Here is a 2104-nt window from a genome sequence, read left to right as displayed (position 1 = left end):
ACTTGCTGAAGTTTTAGCTCGTTGAGTTTTCCTGATTCAAAAGCTTGGTTTGTTGCTGAAAGGTGGACTTTGTTTTGGCAGCTTATTTATCATGGCTCTGGCTTGGGTTGGTTCTTGAATCACTCAACCATTGCAATCGTGGCTTTTGATCGAGTAAAGTCAGTTTATCTTATTGAATTTGCATAACAAACGGCTCAAGAGGGATTGCCAACGCGTGGCGACTTTAGTACAAAATTGAAGTTCAGTGTTTACAGTGTGTTTTTTAAGTTCGGCGGTGCGTTGTCAACCCCTTAGCCGGGCGTTATGTGCTTTAGAGGAAAATAGGCATGGAAGTAGTAGAAGCTAGTCTTGATTTAGCTCCAATGTTATCTAGTTATGCGAAGGAATGCTTCGATTCGGGTATCCCAAAGTACTCAGATGTTGAGTTAAACCCTGAAGCTTATTTGTCGGGTTTGGTTGAGCGGTCTAAGGCAACCTCCGAATTACCAAGCGGGTATTTACCAAGTACAACGTACTACTGCATTTCGAACTCTGAAATCTTAGGTGCTATTCGAGTTCGTACTGGGGCGAATGCGAACGTAGAGAATGTAATAGGGCACATTGGTTACGAGACTAGGCCATCAGCTCGTGGCAAAGGCGTCGCTTCGTTTCTTCTCGCTTGGGTGCGTGATCATGTGGTAACTGACTCGGTTATTGTTACCTGTTCAATTGATAACCCAGCATCTCAAAAGGTCATAGAAAACTGCGGTGGCGAATATCTGGGTAACTATACAGATGATGTTGAAGGTGCAGTAAGGCGCTATCGTTTAGCACGCACATAACAAACAATTTAAGAGGGATTCCCAACGCTTGGCATTTTTGCTTCTACTTCAGTTTTAGTGGTTACGGTACAATGCTTTAGGTTGGGTGGTAGCGTTGCTCACCCCTTAATTGGGCGTTAGGTGTCTTTAGTAACGCAGCCATCAATTGAACTTATTTTTCAAAATGTCCGTAAAATAATGAATTCATAATATTACGGAGTTAAAAATGAATCAGATTAATCCGGCAAAATTGCGTAATAGCAAATGGACAGCTGTAAAACCGATAAATCGAGAGAAACACTTTTTGGTGTCAGAGGTTGACTATGAAGAAGACGGTTCAGTAACTTTGTGTAAGTTAGAATCTATTCTTTCCAAAAATGAATATTCCATTGATTGGCTTGAGTTAAAAAATGAAGAAAAATGGTCTCAAGGTTGGACATAATCGGCATTTGGGTAATACACCTAACAAACGGCTCAAGAGGGATTGCCAACGCGTGGCGGCTTTAGTGCAAAATTGAAGTTCAGCATTTACGGTGTGTTTTTTAAGTTCGGTGGTGCGTTGTCAACCCCTTAGCCGGGCGTTATGCAACTCAGGTAAATTTAGGGGTTCAATCTTTTGGGATTTCTCCGGCCATTCGTTTTGTGTTGTCGGCAAATGAGCATTTTTACCCTCAAATTCGTGGTTAACTCAAGCCGTAAAACAGGCAAATTTCTTTGTTTGCCTCAATCAGTTTTGGCGTTGGCGTGTTGTGAATTTAGCGGGTGCAAAGTGTGGAAAGGGCAAGTTAATCGATTATTTCGCATTTGCTGAATTTTTCGCCCGTTGAACTTGTCTGTTCCAAAAGCTTGGTTTGTTGCTGAAAGGTGGACTTTGTTTTGGCGGCTTATTTATCACGGCTCTGGCTTCGGTTGGTTCTTGAATTACTCAACCATTGCAATTGTGGCTTTTGGTCGTGTAAATTCAGTTTATCTCATTGAATTTGCATAACAAACGGCTCAAGAGGGATTGCCAACGCGTGGCGACTTTAGCGCAAAATTGAAGTTCAGAGTTTACAGTGTGTTTTTTTAGTTCGGCGGTGCGTTGTCAACCCCTTAGCCGGGCGTTATGTGTTTGATGAGTTTTTGAGGTTAAATCTAAGATTTCATTGATAATTCGTTCCATTTTTTCGGCAAGTTGGCTTGGTCGAACTGGATTCTTGAACAACCTGAGATTGATCGTTTTTAAGGTTCTTGGGCTGCCTCAATTGAGTTTTGGATCTGGTTTGTGTTGGGTTTCGTCAGTTTCAAATCGCTTTAATTGAAAT

Annotated in this window: 2 protein-coding genes; both read left to right on the top strand. The window is 41.7% G+C overall.

All coding sequences use genetic code 11. From position 1 onward, the window contains the following. The first annotated feature begins 326 nt into the window (after window positions 1-326). Window positions 327-821 carry a GNAT family N-acetyltransferase gene (locus NB504_RS02945; RefSeq protein ID WP_094133938.1) on the top strand — a complete coding sequence of 165 codons (495 nt, stop codon included), beginning with the start codon at window positions 327-329 and terminating at the stop codon, window positions 819-821. Between the two features lie 205 nt (window positions 822-1026). After that, entirely contained in the window at window positions 1027-1242 is a 216-nt protein-coding gene (locus NB504_RS02940) for a TIGR02450 family Trp-rich protein (protein ID WP_129533108.1), read from the top strand. Window positions 1243-2104: the final 862 nt, after the last annotated feature.

The organism is Vibrio sp. RM-69-4, assembly GCF_024743775.1.
GTDB classification, from domain to species: Bacteria; Pseudomonadota; Gammaproteobacteria; order Enterobacterales; family Vibrionaceae; genus Vibrio; species Vibrio anguillarum.
The sequence above is the reverse complement of the archived record's forward strand: the minus strand, read 5'-3'. Positions and strand labels throughout refer to the sequence as shown.